Raw genomic sequence first — 17,129 nt, forward strand, 5'->3', positions numbered from 1 at the left:
CACCCGGCCCCGTACCGCAGGGCGACGGCACCCAAATGTTGTGGGCAAACGTCCCGCAAGGCGGGACGGGTGGGCACAACCCGTGCCACCGGCCCGCAACACGCGAACGAACCCCCAAGAGGCACCAGCCAAGGCGCACCCCTACAAGAAACAGGCACCCCGTGTGGCCTTCACCCCGCACCCCGTGAAGGGGCACACCACGGTGAAGGGGCAGCCCCTCGTTTCCTTCCGCGGCCCGCGAAGGGCTACGTGCCGGGTTTGCGCCCCCACACGTAGACGCGGTCGTTCTTGCGGAGCACCTTCCAGGCGCGTTCCGCGTCGCCGTACTGGAGGTTGACGCAGCCGTACGAGCCGCCGGGGCTGAAGATGCTCTTGTAGATGCCGTGCAGCGCCTGCCCTCCGCTGAAGAACTGGCTGAACGGCATGGGCGAGCCGTAGATCGACGACCGGTGGTCCCGGTCCCGCCAGTAGATCCGGAACCATCCCGTCCGCGTCCGGTACCCCTTGCGCCCGGAGCGGATCAGTACCGGCTCGTAGATCATCTTGCTGCCCTTGCGCACCCACATGATCTGCCGGGTCAGGTCCACGCACACGACCCGCCCGGCCCGCACGGGGCAGCCCTTCAGCTTGCCGTAGTTCCTGCGGGCCCAGTCCAGCATCAGCAACCGGTACGTCACAGGACCGGCGAAGCCGTTGGCGGGGCTGATGTCGTGGGTGCGCTGGTACTTCTGGATCGCCAGGCAGTCAGCGGGCGACTGCTTGCCGTCGGCCTTGAGCCCCAGATACCGCTCGACCTGCTTCTGGTACGGGCCCGTACTGGTGCTGCACTTCTCCCGCTCGTCCGGGTCCGACGGGTCCTTCGGGTCCTTGGGCTCCGTCGGGTCCGTCGGGTCCGGGGAGGCGGCGGGCCCGGGCTCGACGCGGGCGTCCTTACGCTGGTCGACGGGGAGGCGCCGCACGTTCTCGCCGGGCGGCACGTACTCGATGTGCTTGCCCTGCAAGCCCTGCTCGGCACCCGGTGTCCGCGCCGGATGCTTGCCGCCGCTCTCCCTCTGGCGCGAGGGCGGGAGAGCCTGGTCGGGGGTGTCCCTGTCGATGGGGCGCTCGGCGGGGACGGGGAGGCCGGGGACGAGCTTGTCCTCGGGCACGGGTGCGGGGTCGGAGGCGGAGGAGGAAGCGGAGGCGGGTGGGCCGACGGCGCTCGGCACGCCCGCCGCGTCGGCCGTGCCCGTGCTCCCGAGGGCGAGAGGCACGAGCGTCGCGGCGGCGAGGAGGGCCGCACCGAGGCGGCACCGCGGAGACTGCTTATATGAAGACACGCTCTACGGATGCACCTAAGCACCCCGAGCGCCCTCCTTCTCCCGCCCGAGTCCACCCACGCGCCCGCGCAATTCGCCCGGTGGGACCAGCGGACGCACCCGGCACACAGGGCCTGGGGGAAATCCGCTTGCGCGCCCGTGCCCCGCTCTCCTCAATGAGCGCATGACCTGGAACATCGCACCGGCTTCCGTGGACACAGCCGAGGCCGAGGCCGTACTGCGCGCGTACATCGACGACATCGCCGGCCGCTACTACGCGCGCCCCGCCACCCGCGAGGAGATCGACACCACGCTCGCCGAGAGTCCCAGCGACGACCTGGCCCCGCCGCACGGCACGTTCCTCCTCGCCAGGGAGGCGGACGCCACCCGTACCGCGCCGGGTGCCGTGCTGGGCTGCGTCGGCGTGCGGCTGCTCAGCGCGAAGACCGCCGAGCTGAAGCGGGTCTGGGTGACCCCGGCCGCGCGTGGCTGCGGGCTCGGCTCGGCGCTGATCGGCGCGGCCGAGCACGCGGCGCTGGACCTGGGCGCGACGACGATGCGCCTGGACACCCGCACCGATCTCGTCGAGGCGCGACGGCTGTACGGGCGCCACGGCTATGTGGAGATCCCGCCGTACCACCACGGCAAGTACGCGGACCACTGGTTCGAGAAGCGGCTCGCCTGACCGGGCCCGCCCCCTCGGCCTCGGCCTCAGCCCTCCGTGACGTCCCGCCACGCGGCTGTCAGCGCCCCCGCCACCTCGCTCGCGCCGGGCGGCTGCGGGGCGAAGCGGCCCGCGAGGCCATGGAGGTAGGCACCGGCCGAGCCCGCGTCGCGCGCGGCCAGCCCGCCCGCGAGCAGCGCCCCCACGAGGCCCGAGAGCACGTCGCCGGTCCCGGCCGTGGCCAGCCACCCCGTCCCCGTCGGATTCACCCGCACCGGTACCCCGGTCCCGTCGCCGCTGTCCCCGTCCGGGTCGGCGATCAGCGTCGTCGAGCCCTTGAGCAGCACCGTCGCGCCCGTCGCCCCGGCCAGTTCCCGTACGGCCGCGAGGCGCCCCGACTCGACCTCCTCGCGCTGCCGCCCGAGCAGCGCGGCGGCCTCCCCGGCGTGCGGGGTGAGCAGGGTGGGGGCCGTGCGTGCGCGCAGGGCGGCGCGGTCCGTCAGCCGCAGTCCGTCCGCGTCGACGAGGACGGGCACGTCGGAGGCGAGCACCTCGCGCAGGTGCTCCTCGGCCTCCTTGCCGTCGCCGAGCCCTGGCCCGACGACCCACGCCTGCACCCGCCCCGCCTTGGCGGGCGGGCCCGGCGAGACCAGCGTCTCGGGGAAGCGCGCGAGCACGGCGTCGGCGGCGGGTCCCACGTAGCGCACGGCGCCCGCGCCCCCGCGCAGCGCGCCGGCGACGGCGAGCACGGCCGCGCCCGGATAGCGCGCGGACCCGGCGACGACGCCGACCACGCCCCGCCGGTACTTGTCGCTCTCGGCGGCCGGGCGGGGCAGCAGCGCGTCCACGTCGGCGTGCTGCAACGCCTCGGCCTCCGCACCACCCGCTGCCGCCCCGTGCGGCAGATGCGGGCCGAGCCCGATGTCGACGAGCCGCAGCGCGCCCGCGTACTCCCGCGCCGGGTCGATGAGCAGCCCCGGCTTGTACGCGCCGAAGGTCACCGTCGCGTCGGCCCGTACGGCAGCGCCGCGCACCTCGCCCGTGTCCGCGTCCACGCCGCTGGGCAGATCGACGGAGACGACCGGCACCCCTGCCTCGCGCACCAGGTCCATCAGCTCGACGGCGACGGGGCGCAGCCCGCCCTTGCCGCCGATGCCCACGATGCCGTCCACGACGAGGTCGGCGCGCGCGAGCACGGGCCCCACCGGGATCATCTCGCCCTCGACCACCGCGCCCGGCGCCACCACGGTGCGGCCACCGGCGGCGCGCAGCGCGGCGAGGCCGCCCTCGTGCGCGCGCTCGGGCGAGAGCAGCACCGCCGTCACCCCGGCCCCGCGCCGGGCGATCCTGGCCCCGGCGTAGAGGGCGTCGCCCCCGTTGTCACCGCTGCCGACGAGCAGCACGACGCGGGCCCCGTAGACGCGCCGCAGCATCCCGGCGCACGCGGCGGCCAGTCCGGAGGCGGCGCGCCGCATCAGCTCCCCTTCGGGCAGCAGTCCCATCAGTTCCCGCTCGGCGGCCCGTACGGTCTCCACGCTGTACGCAGTCCTCATGCCCCCAGTCTGGCGGACGCGGCACGAGCCTTCCCGGGGAAGCGCCGGGCCCGGTCCGGCGGCCCGGCGACCCGGCGGCCCGCGCTACCCCTCGGCGATCACGACGGCCGAGGCGACCCCCGCGTCGTGCGACAGGGACACATGCCAGCCACGCACCCCCAGCTCCGCCGCACGGTCCGCGACCGTGCCGCGCACGACGAGGGACGGCCGGCCCGAGTCGGCCGTCACCACCTCCGCGTCCGTCCAGCGCAGCCCCTTCGGCGCGCCCAGCGCCTTGGCCAGCGCCTCCTTCGCCGCGAAGCGGGCCGCCAGCGAGGCCGTGCCGCGCCGCTCCCCGCTGGGCAGCCACAGCTCGGCGTCGACGAACAGCCGCTCGCCCAGCGACGGCGTGCGCTCCATCGCCTCGGCGAAGCGGTCGATGCCCGCGACGTCGATCCCCACCCCCACGATCACGCGCTCCCCCTCAGGTTCACTTGCTCCCCCTCGAACTCACTCACTCCACTGTGACGGACTTGGCCAGGTTGCGGGGCTGGTCCACCTCGTTGCCGCGCGCCGTCGCCAGCTCGCACGCGAAGACCTGCAACGGCACCGTCGCCACCAGCGGCTGGAGCAGCGTCGGGGTGCGCGGAATCTCGATGAGGTGGTCCGCGTACGGGTGCACCGTCTCGTCACCGCGCTCCGCGATCACGATCGTGCGGGCGCCGCGCGCCCTGATCTCCTGGATATTGGAGACGATCTTGTCGTGCAGCACGGACCTGCCGCGCGGCGACGGGACGACCACGACGACCGGCACGTCCTTCTCGATCAGCGCGATCGGCCCGTGCTTCAGCTCCCCCGCCGCGAAGCCCTCGGCGTGCATGTACGCGAGTTCCTTCAGCTTCAGCGCGCCCTCCAGCGCCACCGGATAGCCCACGTGCCGCCCGAGGAACAGCACCGTGTTCTTGTCCGCGAGGGAACGGGCCAGCTCACGGACCGGCTCCATCGTGCCGAGGACCTCCTCGACCTCGTTCCCGATCTCGGACAGCTCCTCGATGACGGTGCCGATCTCGTCGCCCCACTTCGTGCCCCGCACCTGCCCGAGGTACAGCGCCACCAGATAGCAGGCGACGAGCTGCGTCAGGAACGCCTTCGTCGACGCGACGGCGACCTCGGGGCCCGCGTGCGTGTAGAGGACGGCGTCCGACTCGCGGGGAATCGTCGAACCGTTCGTGTTGCAGATGGCCAGCACCTTCGCGCCCTGCTCCCGCGCGTGGCGCAGCGCCATCAGGGTGTCCATCGTCTCGCCCGACTGGCTGACCGCGATCACCAGCGTCCTGGAGTCCAGGATCGGGTCGCGGTAGCGGAACTCGCTGGCCAGCTCCGTCTCGCAGGGGACGCGCGTCCAGTGCTCGATCGCGTACTTGGCGATCATGCCCGCGTGGTAGGCCGTGCCGCAGGCCACTATCACCACCTTGTCGACCTCCCGCAGCACCGAGACGGGGATGCGCACCTCGTCCAGCGTCAGCGAGCCGGACGCGTCGATCCGGCCCAGCAGGGTGTCGGCGACGGCCTTGGGCTGCTCGGCGATCTCCTTGAGCATGAAGTAGTCGTAGCCGCCCTTCTCGGCGGCCGAGGCGTCCCAGTCCACGTGGTACGTGCGCACCTGGGCCGGTGCGCCGTCGAACCCTGTGACGGTCACCCCGTCCCTGCGCAGCTCCACGACCTGGTCCTGGCCCAGCTCGATCGCCTCGCGGGTGTGCTCGATGAACGCGGCGACGTCGGAGGCGAGGAACGCCTCGCCCTCCCCCACCCCGACGACCAGCGGCGAGTTGCGGCGGGCCCCGACCACCACGTCCGGCTCGTCGGCGTGCACCGCGACCAGCGTGAACGCGCCCTCCAGCAGCCCGCACACCTGGCGCATGGCCTCGGCCAGATCGCCGCACGAGGAGAACGCCTCGGCGAGCAGATGCGCGACGACCTCGGTGTCGGTCTCCGACACCAGCTCGTGCCCTCGGTCGGTCAGCTCGGCCCGCAGCCCGGCGAAGTTCTCGATGATGCCGTTGTGCACGACGGCGACCCGGCCCGAGTTGTCCAGGTGCGGGTGCGCGTTGACGTCGTTCGGGGCGCCGTGGGTGGCCCAGCGGGTGTGCCCGATGCCCGTGGTACCCGTGGGCAGCGGGCGCTCCGCCAGCTCCTTGTGGAGGTTGGCGAGCTTCCCCTCCTTCTTCGCCGCGGCGAGACCGCCGTCGGCGAGGACGGCGACACCCGACGAGTCGTAGCCCCGGTACTCCAGCCGCTGCAAACCGGCGAAGACCACATCGAGGGCCGCCTGCCCTCCTACGTAACCCACGATTCCGCACATGCGGGGAAGCCTACGCCGCACCCTCCGCCACGACGGTCAACCGCGTGTCAGTCGCCCCAGGCGATCCGCTCAATGGCCTCCTCCACCAGCTCCAGATACTCCGCTTCCTCGCACCTCGGCTTGCTGCCCAGCACATACAGGTCCAGCGCCTCGTCGAGATCCTCCGCCAGATCCTCGTCAGGAAGATCGACGGCCAGCTCGCCCGCGACATCGGGTAACGGAAGTGAACGGCGTCTTCGGACGCGGTACTTGCGGCTCAAGCGGCTCATGCGGTCGGACATGACGGGAAGGTAGCGGTAAACCCATCTGGCGTACACCATCCAGGCACCCCGCATTCACGCTACGCGCCACCCCCGACGTGAACGCCGCAGGCCGGCGGCGCAGAATGGCCGCGTGTCAACGAAGCCCTACGTGGATCTCACGCGCGCCCAGTGGAGCGCGCTCCGGGAACGCACACCGCTCCCGCTCACCGCCGACGAGGTCGAGCGGCTGCGCGGGCTCGGCGACGTCATCGACCTCGACGAGGTACGGGACATCTACCTGCCGCTCTCCCGGCTCCTCAACCTCTACGTGGGCGCCACCCACGGCCTGCGCGACGCGCTCAACACGTTCCTCGGCGGCGCACAGCGCGGCACCCCGTTCGTCATCGGTGTCGCGGGCAGCGTGGCCGTCGGCAAGTCCACGGTCTCCCGGCTCCTCCAGGCGCTCCTCGCCCGCTGGCCGGAACACCCCCGCGTCGAGCTGGTCACGACGGACGGCTTCCTGCTGCCCAAGGCCGAACTGGAGCAGCGCGGGCTGATGTCGCGCAAGGGCTTCCCCGAGTCCTACGACAGACGCGCGCTGACCCGCTTCGTCGCGGACGTCAAGTCCGGCAAAGAGGGGGTCTCGGCCCCGGTCTACTCCCACCTGACGTACGACATCGTCCCCGGCGAACGTCTGACGGTGCACCGCCCCGACATCCTGATCGTCGAGGGCCTCAACGTCCTCCAGCCCGCCCTCCCCGGCAAGGACGGCCGCACGCGCATGGCCGTCTCGGACTGCTTCGACTTCTCCGTCTACGTGGACGCCCGTACGGACGACATCGAGCGCTGGTACCTCAGCCGCTTCCGCAAGCTCCGCCAGACGGCGTTCCAGGACCCGCGCTCGTACTTCCACAAGTACACGGGGGTGTCCGAGGAAGAGGCGCTGGACTACGCCCGCAACACGTGGCGCACGATCAACCGCCCCAACCTGGAACAGAACATCGCCCCCACCCGCGGCCGGGCCACGCTCCAACTCCACAAGTCCCCGGACCACAAGGTCGAACGCCTCAGCCTGCGCAAGCTGTAGCCCCAGCTCCCTGCCTCGTCAGGAGGCACGGCCGGGGGGGGGCGCGCCTGCCCACAGCACTTGGAACCGGCCGATGGTCGCTCTCCGGCCAGGAGGGGACGCGGTGGGGTGTCCCCGCAAGTGGTGGCGACGAGTGACGGCGGAAAGCCAGCAACGAGACCCGCACTTGTCGCCGCCCGAGGAGACACCCCGGCGCGGCACCGACCCCACCCACACAGCACCGCACCACGGCGCACCCCCACAGAGCCGCACCGGGCAAACGGCGAACCGCAAAGCACAGCGCCCGCTACCCCAGCGCGCTCTTCACCACGTCCGCGAGCCGCGCCGCGGCGGAGCGGGCCTGTTCGCTGTCCGCCGCCTCCACCATGACCCGCACCAACGGCTCCGTCCCGGACGACCGCAACAGCACCCGCCCCGTCTCCCCCAGCTCGCGCTCCACCTCGGCCACCGCCGCGGCCACCTCTGCGGACGTCCCCACCCGCGACTTGTCCACGTCCCGCACGTTCACGAGCACCTGCGGCAACCGCTCCATGACCCCGGCCAGCTCCAGCAGCGGCGTCCCCGTGACGGCGACCCGCGCCGCCAGCATGAGCCCCGTCAGCGTGCCGTCACCGGTCGTCGCGTGGTCGAGCACGATGACGTGCCCGGACTGCTCGCCCCCGAGCGAGTACCCCCCGCGCTTCATCTCCTCCAGCACATAGCGGTCACCGACGGCGGTCTGCGTCAGCCCGATCTCCTCGCGCCGCATCGCCAGCTTGAAGCCGAGGTTGGACATGACCGTGGCCACCACCGTGTCGTGCCGCAGCCGCCCGGCCTCCTTCATGGCCAGGGCGAGGACGGCGAGGATCTGGTCCCCGTCGATCTCCTCGCCGCCCGCGGCCACCGCGAGGCAGCGGTCCGCGTCACCGTCGTGCGCGACGCCCAGATCCGCGCCGTGCTCCACCACCGCCGCGCGCAGCCCGTCGAGGTGCGTCGAGCCGCACTCCTCGTTGATGTTGAGCCCGTCGGGGTCGGTCCCGATGGTGATCACTTCCGCGCCCGCGCGCGCGAACGCCTCGGGCGAGACCCGCGCCGCCGCGCCGTGCGCGCCGTCGATGACGACCTTCAGACCGTCCAGCCGGTTCGGCAGGACGCCGACGAGGTGGGCGACGTAGTTGTCGAAACCCTCGTCGTAGTCCCTGACCCGGCCCACGCCCGCGCCGGTCGGCCGGTCCCAGGACCGGCCCGACTCGTGCTCGTGGTACAGCGTCTCGATGCGGTCCTCCAGCTCGTCGGCGAGCTTGTGCCCGCCGCGCGCGAAGAACTTGATGCCGTTGTCCGGCATGGGGTTGTGGCTCGCGGAGAGCATGACGCCCAGATCGGCGCCGAGCGAGCCGGTCAGATAGGCGACGGCGGGGGTGGGCAGCACCCCGACCCGCAGCACGTCGACGCCCGCGCTGGCGAGGCCCGCCACGACGGCGGCCTCCAGGAACTCTCCGGAGGCGCGCGGGTCCCGTCCGACCACGGCCACCGGCCTGTGATCGTCGAAGGAGCCCGCCTCGGCCAGCACATGGGCCGCCGCGACCGAGAGTCCGAGGGCCATCTCGGCCGTCAGTCCCTCATTGGCGACACCGCGTACGCCGTCCGTACCGAAGAGTCGTCCCACCGTCGTTCCTCCGAGAGTTAGAACTTGGCCGGAGGGCCTCCCGCCCGTCCGGCCTTTCCAGGTATACGCCCCGTGGTCCCCGTGCGACGGCCGCGTGAACGGCGGCACGCCGTACGTCCCCGTACCGGACCCCGCGCGCCCCCGAAGAGGGCCCGGAGAGCCCCCCAAAGGGAACGCCCCGGCGGCACTTTTCGTGCCGCCGGGGCGTCGACGCTACGGGCGTCCGGGCGCGAACCCGGGCGCGCGGAAGCGGTCCAGCAGGCGCAGGGTCAGCGCTTGCTGTACTGCGTGCCCTTACGGGCCTTCTTGAGACCGGCCTTCTTGCGCTCGACGGCGCGAGCGTCACGGGTCAGGAAGCCGGCCTTCTTGAGCGGGCCGCGGTTGTTGTCCACGTCCGCCTCGTTCAGCGCACGGGCCACGCCCAGGCGCAGCGCGCCCGCCTGGCCCGAGATGCCGCCGCCGGCGATGCGGGCGACGACGTCGTAGCGGTCGTCCAGCTCGAGCACCTTGAAGGGCTCGTTGACTTCCTGCTGGTGCACCTTGTTGGGGAAGTAGCCCTCAAGGGTGCGACCGTTGATCTTCCACTTGCCGGTGCCCGGGATGATCCGGACGCGGGCGATGGCGTTCTTGCGGCGCCCGGTGCCGGCGGCCGGCTGCGGGTCACCGAAACGGGACGCCATCGACTCGGAGGTGTACTCCTCCAGGGCGCCGTCCGGGGTCTCGGTGGTGTACTCCTCGACGCCCTCGACGGGGGTCTCAGCGGTGGTCTCGGCCACGATTCTCCTCAGCTTCTCTTCGTCTTAGGGGGTGGCCGGACTTACTGCGCGACCTGAGTGATCTCGAACGGCACCGGCTGCTGGGCGCCGTGCGGGTGCTCGGGGCCCGCGTAGACCTTGAGCTTGGAGAGCATCTGACGGCCCAGGGTGTTCTTGGGGATCATGCCCTTGATGGCCTTCTCGACGGCCTTCTCGGGGTTCTTCTCCAGCAGCTCGTCATAGCGGACCGACCGCAGACCACCCGGGTAGCCGGAGTGGCGGTAGGCCATCTTCTGGGTCCGCTTGTTGCCGGACAGGTGCACCTTGTCGGCGTTGATGATGATGACGAAGTCACCGGTGTCGACGTGGGGCGCGTACACCGGCTTGTGCTTGCCCCGGAGAAGGGTGGCGGCCTGAGAGGCCAGACGGCCCAGGACGACGTCCTGCGCGTCGATGATGTGCCACTGGCGCTGGACGTCGCCGGGCTTGGGGCTGTACGTACGCACGGTCGTAGCCTTCGCTTCTTCAGTGAGTGGGTCTCCCCAAGCCCGTGAGGGCCGTGGGGACGGGTCCTGACAAGGCCACCTGGCGATCACAACAGTCTTGTCCGCACTACGGTGACGCAAGCCGCATGTGCTGATCACTGGTGCTCGACCGGTGGGCCGGTGTAAGGGCCCTCTCACGTGAGAATGAGCAAGCCAATACACACAACGAACTCGCAGAATACCGGCGCGCCCCCGTACGGGTCAAAACACGTGTCCACTGCACCCCTGGCCAGCGCCTACCCGTCCGGAACCGCCGGGACCCGCCACACGCGGGGCCTACCGCGCCCGCGCCACCCGCCCCTCCTCCCACACCGGCTCCGGCACCTCGCGCAGCCGCCCGTCGGCGCCGAAGACGAGGAAGCGGTCGAAGGAGCGGGCGAACCAGCGGTCGTGCGTGACCGCGATCACCGTGCCCTCGTACGCCTCAAGCCCCTCCTGGAGCGCCTCGGCCGACTCCAGGTCCAGGTTGTCCGTCGGCTCGTCCAGCAGCAGCGCCGTCGTCCCGGCCAGCTCCAGCAGCAGGATCTGGAACCTGGCCTGCTGTCCTCCCGACAGCCGCTCGAACCGCTGCTCGGCCTGACCCGTCAGCTCGTAGCGCCGCAGCGCCGACATCGCCGCGCCGCGGTCGCGGGCGTGCTCGGTCCACAGAATGTCCAGCAGGGTGCGCCCCTCCAGCTCGGGGTGCGCGTGGGTCTGCGCGAAGTAGCCGGGCACCACGCGCGCGCCCAGCTTCCAGCTCCCCGTGTGCGCGACGGGCTCCCCCGCGAGGAGCCGGAGGAAGTGGGACTTGCCCGAGCCGTTGGAGCCGAGCACGGCGACCCGCTCCCCGTAGAAGACCTCCAGCCCGAAGGGCCGCATCAGGCCCGTCAGCTCCAGGTTCTCGCAGGTCACGGCCCGTACGCCGGTGCGTCCGCCGCGCAGCCGCATCGTCAGCCGCTGCTTGCGCGGCGGCTCGGGCGGCGGTCCGGCCTCCTCGAACTTGCGCAGCCGCGTCTTCGCCGCCTGGTAGCGCGAGGCCATCTCGTCACTGCGCGACGCGTACTGCTGCATGTCCAGCACCAGCTTCTTCAGCTGGGCCCGCTTCTCGTCCCAGCGCCGCCGCAGCTCCTCGAAGCGCGCGAAGCGCTCCTGGCGTGCCTCGTGGTAGGTGGCGAAGCCGCCGCCGTGCACCCACACGTCGCTCCCCGCGGGGCTCGGCTCGACGCTGACGATCTTGTCCGCTGCGCGGTCCAGCAGCTCCCTGTCGTGCGAGATGAACAGGACCGTCTTACGGGTGGCGCGCAGCCGCTCCTCCAGCCAGCGCTTGCCGGGGACGTCGAGATAGTTGTCCGGCTCGTCGAGCAGCAGCACCTCGTCGTTGCCGCGCAGCAGCGACTCCAGGACGAGCCGTTTCTGCTCGCCCCCGGAGAGGGTGTTCACCTGGCGCCACTGGGCCCGCTCGTACGGGATGCCGAGCGCGGCCATGGTGCACATGTCCCAGAGCGTCTCCGCCTCGTAGCCCTGCGCCTCGGCCCAGTCGGCGAGGGCCTGCGCGTACTGGAGCTGGGCCGCCTCGTCGTCGCTGTCGGCCTCCATGACGCGCAGCTCGGCCGCGTCCACGGCCTCGGCCGCCGCCCGGATCCTGGGCTGTGCGACGGAGACCAGCAGATCGCGCACCGTGCGCCCGTCCCGTACGGAGCCGACGAACTGCGGCATCACCCCGAGCCCGCCGCTCATCGTGACGGTGCCCGCGTCGGGGCGCAGCTCGCCCGCGATCAGGCGGACCAGCGTCGTCTTGCCCGCGCCGTTCGGCCCCACGAGGGCGACGGAGGCGCCCTCACCGACCCGGAAGGAGACATCGGCGAGCAGAGCGCGCCCGTCCGGCAGGTAGTAGTCGAGATGCGCGGCCTCCAGATGTCCCATGACCGTGATTCTGGCGGGACGCCCGTGGCGAAACCAAGCGAATATGATGCGCCCCATGAGCTTTGGGCAGGGGGGACCCGGATGGGGTCCCGGGGGTTCTTCCACTCCGGACTGGGCGGCACTGGCCGACGAGAGCGAAGACCGGCGCAGGCGCCGGAAGCGCTGGCTGATGATGGGCGGTGCGGCGCTGGCCGCTGTGCTGGTCGGGGGCATCGTCGCGGTCGCCGTCGTCAACGAGGGCGGGGGCTCCGGCGCGTCCGACAAGCCCTCCGAATCGCTGCCCACCCCGGAGGACATCCCCTCCAGTACGCCGGGGCAGCCGGAACCCACCTTCAAGGACGAGCCGCCGCCCCCGCCGCCGCCCGGTGACTTCATCGCGGACACGAAGCGCGACACGGCGCCGCTGAGCGTGGACACCCTCTTCCCCGGCGAGAAGGTGACGATCAACGGCCGCCCGTACACCCGGGCCAAGACCGACGCGAGCACGGACTGCACGGACTCGGCACACTCGGGGCTCGGCCCGGTGCTGAAGGAGCACGACTGCACGGCCATCTACCGCGCGACGTTCACCAACGACGGCCTCGCCGTGACCATCGGCATCGCCGTGTTCGCCGACACGAAGACCGCGGCCGCGGTGAAGAAGGACTACGAGCCGAACCTCGTCGCCCTCCCCGGCAGCGGCGTCCCGGACTTCTGCCGCACGGTGACCTGCCGCACGACCGCCAACTCCCTCGGCCGCTACGCCTTCTTCACCATCGCGGGCCGCACGAACGGCAAGCCCTCGACGGATGCCGACGAGAAGGCGGTCCGCGCGGGCCTGGACGGCTCGGACTACGCGTACGCGCGCGTCCTCCAGCGCGGCAAGGACCAGGCGGCACAGGCGGCCTCGGGCTCCCCGACCCCGACCCCGGGCGGCCAGGCCCCGCCACAGGGGTAACCGGAGAGGCAGGGGCGGCCTGCCCCGTACCGGGCCACGAACGCAACCACCCTCCCCCGTGCCCGCGTGCTCACCCACGCGGGCACGCGCACAGGCACGGCGGCGGGCGGACACACCACAGGGGGGACCAGCCATGGCAGGCGACGCGGGATGGGGCGGCGGCCCGGGGGCGCAGGGGCAGCACGGTCAGTGGCCCGGCGGGGGGCCGGGGCCTTACGCGTACGGACCCGGAGGCCCCGGACCCTACGGCGCAGGCCCACCGCCCCCGTACGCACCCAAGCCCGGCGTCATACCCCTGCACCCCCTCGGCGTCGGCGATCTCCTCGGCGCCGTCTTCAGCACCGTCGGCCGCTACTGGAAGCAGCTCTACGGCCTCACCTTCGCCCTCATGGGCGCGGCCCTCGTCGCGGGTGCCGTCGTGGTCGGGGGAGCGCTGGCCGTCGTGTGGGGGACGGTCGACGAGGTCTTCCGGGACGTCGACCACCCCGAGGCCGACGGCGACCAGCTCCTGACCCTCATCTCGGCGGGTGTGATCGCGGCACTGCTGCTGATCGCGATCGGCGTCTACGTGATGTCCGCGCTGACCGCGGCGCACGCCGTCACCGTCTCGCACGCGGTCACCGGCCACCCGCTGACCCTCGGCGCCCTGTGGCGGCAGACCAGGCCGCGGGTGCCGTCCGTCGTCGGCGTGCAGTTGCTGCGGGCGCTGATCGTCTGCGGGCTGCTCGCGGTCGGCTACGGGACGGTCATCGGCATGATCGTCGGCACCATCGCGAGCGCGGGCGAGAGCAGCATGACCGGGATCACCGTCGTCGCCGTCCTGGCCGGAGTGCTGGTCTTCCTGGGCGTGGCCGTGGCGGGCACGTACCTCTACGTCCGCTACGCGCTCGCCCCCTCCGCCGCCGCCCTGGAGGGGACCGGCGCCGGTGCCTCGATGAGCCGCTCCGCCGTGCTGGTGAAGGGCGCGTGGTGGCGGGTGCTGGGGATCACCATGCTGATCGCGATCATCGTCGCGATCGTCGATCAGATGGTGCAGTACGCCGTGGTCTTCCTCGGCATCTTCTCCGCTGCGGCAGCGGGCCAGGACCCGCACATCGGCTCCATGATCACGGTGTTCGCGATGATGGTGGTCCTGCTGGTGCTCGGCTCGGTGCTGACGGTGCCGTTCCCCTACGTCGCGGCGACCCTCCTCTACGTGGACCGCCGCATCCGCCGCGAGGGCTTCGACCTCACCCTCGCCGCCTCAGCGGGCCTGCCCCCGCACCGCCCGCCGCACCCTCCGGCGTACTGAAGGAGCGCCGGGAGGGACCGGAGCACCGAAACGGACCGGGGCCCGCTCCTCAGCAGCACCCCGTCCCACCGAGTGCCCCCGGCCCAGGCCCCGCTCCCGCCTCCGGCCCCCCTCCCGCCTCCGGCAACGTACGCCTGTTCCGCGCCGCCAGATTGCGCGCCGCCAGCTCGTCGTCCGCCGGATAGCCGACCTCCTCCAGGGTCAGCCCGTGCGGACGCACCACGTGGACGGCCGAGTCGCGGACGCCCGCCGCCAGGACCTTGCCCGGCCACTCGGGCGGCCTGTGACCGTCGCCGACGAACAGCATCGCGCCCACCAGCGAGCGCACCATGTTGTGGCAGAACGCGTCGGCGAGCACCGTCGCCTCCAGGACGCCGTCCGCGTGCCGCTCCCAGCGCAGCTCGCGCAGGGTACGGATCGTCGTCGCGCCCTCGCGCTTCTTGCAGTACGCGGCGAAGTCGTGCTCCCCCAGCAGCTCACGGGCCGCCGCGTTCATGGCGTCCAGGTCGAGCGGCCAGTTGTGCCACAGCACATGTCCGCGCCGCAGCGGGTCCACGCCGCCCGGGTGGTCGCTCACCCGGTACGCGTAGCGGCGCCAGATCGCCGAGAAGCGGGCGTTGAAGTGCGCGGGCGCCTCCGTGACCCGCCACACCCGCACGTCCATCGGCAGCCGCCCCGCCAGCCTCCGCAGCAGGTGCTCCCCGTGCTCGGCCCACACCGCTTCCGGCAGGTCGACGTGCGCCACCTGCCCCCTCGCGTGCACTCCCGCGTCCGTGCGCCCCGCGACCGTCAGCTCCGGAGCCTCGTCCTCCGGCAGCCGCAGCACCACCCGCAGCGCCTCCTCCAGCTCGCCCTGCACGGTGCGCCGACCCCGCTGTCTCGCCCAGCCGGAGAAGTCCTTGCCGTCGTACGACAGGTCCAGCCGCACGCGGGTACGCCCCGCCTCTACCGCGTCACTCACGCAACGGATCCTCTCAAAGGCTCACAAGGGAGCGGGCCCGCTCCCCCGAAGGGAAACGGGCCCGCACAAGACGCTTCAGGCGTTGCTTCAGGCGTCCTTGGACTCTTCCTTGGAGTCGTCCTTGGGCTCCTCGGAAGCGGCCTCGGCCTCGGCCGGGGTCTCGTCCTTCTTGAGGTCCGCCACGGCCTCGTCACCAGCGGCGTCCTTGGCGGAACGCTTGGTTGCGGCCTCGGCCTCACCCACAGCGGACTGCTGCACGGTCATGGCCTCCACCAGCTCGATGACGGCCATGGGCGCGTTGTCGCCACGGCGGTTACCGATCTTGGTGATGCGGGTGTAGCCACCCGGGCGGTTCTCGTAGCGCGGGCCGATCTCGGTGAAGAGGGTGTGCACGACGCTCTTGTCGAGGATGGTGCGCATGACCTGACGACGGTTGTGCAGGTCGCCGTTCTTCGCCTTGGTGATCAGACGCTCCGCGACCGGACGCAGCCGGCGGGCCTTCGCCTCGGTCGTGGTGATGCGGCCGTACTCGAAAAGGTTGGTGGCAAGGTTCGCCAGCATGGCCTTCTGGTGCGCGGCGCTGCCGCCCAGACGGGCACCCTTGGTGGGCTTCGGCATGATGTTTCTCCTTCGTTGTCCCTGCACCGGCCGTACGAGGTACCGGCGGCAGTCCCGGCCGTATCAGGTACCGGGTTCCTGTGACCCCGCGCCCCGGGGTAGGGGCGCGGGGAACTGCGCGACCAGCCACAACGGACCCGCACTCACGGACCGGCGGCAACCACGCAGACGAATCAGTACTGCTCGGTCTCCACAAAACCGGCGTCCGCGTCGTCGTCGGCGCCGAAGGCGTCGGCCGCGGCGGTCGGGTCGAACCCGGGAGGCGAGTCCTTCAGGGCCAGGCCCATTCCGGCGAGCTTCGCCTTGACCTCGTCGATCGACTTCGCACCGAAGTTGCGGATGTCGAGCAGGTCCGCCTCCGAGCGGGCCACCAGCTCGCCCACGGAGTGGATGCCCTCGCGCTTGAGGCAGTTGTACGAGCGGACCGTGAGCTCCAGCTCCTCGATCGGCAGCGCCAGATCCGCGGCGAGCGCGGCGTCCGTCGGCGACGGGCCCATGTCGATGCCCTCGGCGTCGACGTTCAGCTCGCGCGCCAGACCGAACAGCTCGACCAGCGTCTTACCGGCCGACGCCATCGCGTCACGCGGCCGCATGGCCTGCTTGGTCTCGACGTCGACGATCAGCTTGTCGAAGTCGGTGCGCTGCTCGACACGGGTGGCCTCGACCTTGTACGTGACCTTGAGCACCGGCGAGTAGATGGAGTCGACCGGGATCCGGCCGATCTCCTGGCCCACCTGCTTGTTCTGCACGGCCGAGACGTAGCCGCGACCGCGCTCGACGGTCAGCTCCATCTCCAGCTTGCCCTTGCCGTTCAGCGTGGCGAGGACCAGGTCAGGGTTGTGCACCTCGACACCGGCCGGCGGCGCGATGTCCGCGGCGGTGACCAGGCCAGGGCCCTGCTTGCGCAGGTACATCACGACCGGCTCGTCGTGCTCCGAGGAGACGACGAGGGACTTGATGTTGAGGATGAGGTCGGTCACGTCCTCCTTGACGCCCGGCACGGTGGAGAACTCGTGCAGGACACCGTCGATCCGGATGCTGGTGACAGCAGCGCCGGGGATCGAGGAGAGGAGCGTGCGACGCAGGGAGTTGCCGAGGGTGTAGCCGAAGCCCGGCTCCAGCGGCTCGATCACGAACCGGGAGCGGAACTCGTCGACGACCTCTTCGGTCAGAGAGGGACGCTGAGCGATCAGCATGAGAGGTGTACTCCAGTCTTCGGCACCCGCTATTTGATGCCGAGCCAGACAACGGTGCTTTCAAGGATACGGGCGGAACCACCCTTTTGCGCGG

Annotated in this window: 16 protein-coding genes; 4 read left to right on the forward strand and 12 right to left on the reverse strand. The window is 71.7% G+C overall.

Annotation, left to right across the window (positions count from 1 at the left end; all coding sequences use genetic code 11):
* Positions 1–245 precede the first annotated feature (245 nt).
* Complete coding sequence (locus ACWGJ2_RS16315; RefSeq protein ID WP_453346760.1) at positions 246–1,319, reverse strand: L,D-transpeptidase family protein; 1,074 nt, start codon at positions 1,317–1,319, stop codon at positions 246–248.
* A 163-nt stretch (positions 1,320–1,482) separates the two neighbouring features.
* Between ACWGJ2_RS16315 and ACWGJ2_RS16320 the strand changes: the two genes are divergently transcribed.
* On the forward strand, positions 1,483–1,983 hold the full coding sequence (locus ACWGJ2_RS16320; RefSeq protein ID WP_453346761.1) for a GNAT family N-acetyltransferase: 501 nt from the start codon (positions 1,483–1,485) through the stop codon (positions 1,981–1,983).
* 26 nt (positions 1,984–2,009) lie between these two features.
* Here the strand turns inward: ACWGJ2_RS16320 and ACWGJ2_RS16325 are convergent, their stop codons facing one another.
* From ACWGJ2_RS16325 to ACWGJ2_RS16340, 4 genes are all read right to left on the reverse strand, one after another.
* Positions 2,010–3,515, reverse strand: a complete 1,506-nt coding sequence (locus ACWGJ2_RS16325) for an NAD(P)H-hydrate dehydratase (RefSeq protein ID WP_453346762.1) — start codon at positions 3,513–3,515, stop codon at positions 2,010–2,012.
* Between the two features lie 84 nt (positions 3,516–3,599).
* The gene (locus ACWGJ2_RS16330; RefSeq protein WP_453346763.1) at positions 3,600–3,968 is read right to left on the reverse strand and encodes a holo-ACP synthase; all 369 of its coding nucleotides are present in this window, start codon (positions 3,966–3,968) and stop codon (positions 3,600–3,602) included.
* 40 nt (positions 3,969–4,008) lie between these two features.
* Entirely contained in the window at positions 4,009–5,856 is a 1,848-nt protein-coding gene (gene glmS, locus ACWGJ2_RS16335) for a glutamine--fructose-6-phosphate transaminase (isomerizing) (protein WP_453346764.1), read from the reverse strand.
* A gap of 47 nt (positions 5,857–5,903) precedes the next feature.
* Complete coding sequence (locus ACWGJ2_RS16340) at positions 5,904–6,137, reverse strand: hypothetical protein (RefSeq protein WP_453346765.1); 234 nt, start codon at positions 6,135–6,137, stop codon at positions 5,904–5,906.
* Positions 6,138–6,249: 112 nt separating this feature from the next.
* Here ACWGJ2_RS16340 and coaA point away from each other — a divergent pair, with 112 nt between their 5' ends.
* Positions 6,250–7,185: a type I pantothenate kinase gene (coaA, locus tag ACWGJ2_RS16345; protein ID WP_453346766.1), complete on the forward strand. Its 936-nt coding sequence runs from the start codon at positions 6,250–6,252 to the stop codon at positions 7,183–7,185.
* Between the two features lie 286 nt (positions 7,186–7,471).
* On the opposite strand, the gene glmM is transcribed toward coaA, so the two are convergent.
* From glmM to ACWGJ2_RS16365, 4 genes are all read right to left on the reverse strand, one after another.
* Positions 7,472–8,830: a phosphoglucosamine mutase gene (gene glmM, locus ACWGJ2_RS16350; RefSeq protein ID WP_453346767.1), complete on the reverse strand. Its 1,359-nt coding sequence runs from the start codon at positions 8,828–8,830 to the stop codon at positions 7,472–7,474.
* 269 nt (positions 8,831–9,099) lie between these two features.
* Positions 9,100–9,606, reverse strand: a complete 507-nt coding sequence (gene rpsI / locus ACWGJ2_RS16355; RefSeq protein ID WP_453346768.1) for a 30S ribosomal protein S9 — start codon at positions 9,604–9,606, stop codon at positions 9,100–9,102.
* A 41-nt stretch (positions 9,607–9,647) separates the two neighbouring features.
* Positions 9,648–10,091, reverse strand: a complete 444-nt coding sequence (gene rplM, locus ACWGJ2_RS16360) for a 50S ribosomal protein L13 (RefSeq protein WP_453346769.1) — start codon at positions 10,089–10,091, stop codon at positions 9,648–9,650.
* A 315-nt stretch (positions 10,092–10,406) separates the two neighbouring features.
* Positions 10,407–12,032: an ABC-F family ATP-binding cassette domain-containing protein gene (locus tag ACWGJ2_RS16365; protein WP_453346770.1), complete on the reverse strand. Its 1,626-nt coding sequence runs from the start codon at positions 12,030–12,032 to the stop codon at positions 10,407–10,409.
* Positions 12,033–12,087: 55 nt separating this feature from the next.
* Here ACWGJ2_RS16365 and ACWGJ2_RS16370 point away from each other — a divergent pair, with 55 nt between their 5' ends.
* Entirely contained in the window at positions 12,088–12,969 is an 882-nt protein-coding gene (locus tag ACWGJ2_RS16370; RefSeq protein ID WP_453346771.1) for a hypothetical protein, read from the forward strand.
* Positions 12,970–13,102: 133 nt separating this feature from the next.
* Positions 13,103–14,260: a hypothetical protein gene (locus tag ACWGJ2_RS16375; RefSeq protein ID WP_453346772.1), complete on the forward strand. Its 1,158-nt coding sequence runs from the start codon at positions 13,103–13,105 to the stop codon at positions 14,258–14,260.
* 49 nt (positions 14,261–14,309) lie between these two features.
* Here the strand turns inward: ACWGJ2_RS16375 and truA are convergent, their stop codons facing one another.
* The 3 genes from truA to ACWGJ2_RS16390 form a co-directional block, all read right to left on the reverse strand.
* On the reverse strand, positions 14,310–15,221 hold the full coding sequence (gene truA, locus ACWGJ2_RS16380) for a tRNA pseudouridine(38-40) synthase TruA (protein ID WP_453346773.1): 912 nt from the start codon (positions 15,219–15,221) through the stop codon (positions 14,310–14,312).
* An 87-nt stretch (positions 15,222–15,308) separates the two neighbouring features.
* The gene (gene rplQ / locus ACWGJ2_RS16385; protein WP_453346774.1) at positions 15,309–15,839 is read right to left on the reverse strand and encodes a 50S ribosomal protein L17; all 531 of its coding nucleotides are present in this window, start codon (positions 15,837–15,839) and stop codon (positions 15,309–15,311) included.
* 173 nt (positions 15,840–16,012) lie between these two features.
* Positions 16,013–17,035, reverse strand: coding sequence for a DNA-directed RNA polymerase subunit alpha (locus ACWGJ2_RS16390; RefSeq protein WP_019354927.1), 1,023 nt, complete (start codon positions 17,033–17,035; stop codon positions 16,013–16,015).
* Between the last annotated feature and the right edge of the window lie 94 nt (positions 17,036–17,129).

This window comes from Streptomyces sp. NPDC054796 (genome assembly GCF_053611545.1).